The 276-nt window shown below is 57.2% G+C and carries 1 protein-coding gene; it reads right to left on the reverse strand.

Annotation, left to right across the window (positions count from 1 at the left end):
• The coding region (locus SB772_RS40560) for an NAD-dependent epimerase/dehydratase family protein (protein ID WP_410838593.1) at window positions 1–227 on the reverse strand (227 nt) is incomplete at its 3' end.
• Window positions 228–276 lie beyond the last annotated feature (49 nt).

Genomic DNA, 276 nt, shown 5'->3' on the forward strand with positions numbered 1-276 from the left:
GGCTCGTCGATGTCCGAGAGGTGGCACACATCCTGCTCGACCAGACGGAACATGGGGTGGTTCTCCAGCGGCTGGACATTAGCCCTTGATCCCGTCAGAAAGCTATCAACGCATATTACCCTGTGACCCCGCAGCAGCAAGGCGTCGCAGAGATGCGAGCCGACAAAACCGGCTCCACCAGCCACGAGGATAGTTTCGGCGTTTCCATCACGCACTCTTTGCAACATTACCTTCTCCTCGGTCTTTATGCTGAAATCGTTCGAGCGCTTCGGCGCG

The organism is Paraburkholderia sp. SIMBA_030 (assembly GCF_046535245.1).
In the GTDB taxonomy this organism is placed as follows: domain Bacteria; phylum Pseudomonadota; class Gammaproteobacteria; order Burkholderiales; family Burkholderiaceae; genus Paraburkholderia.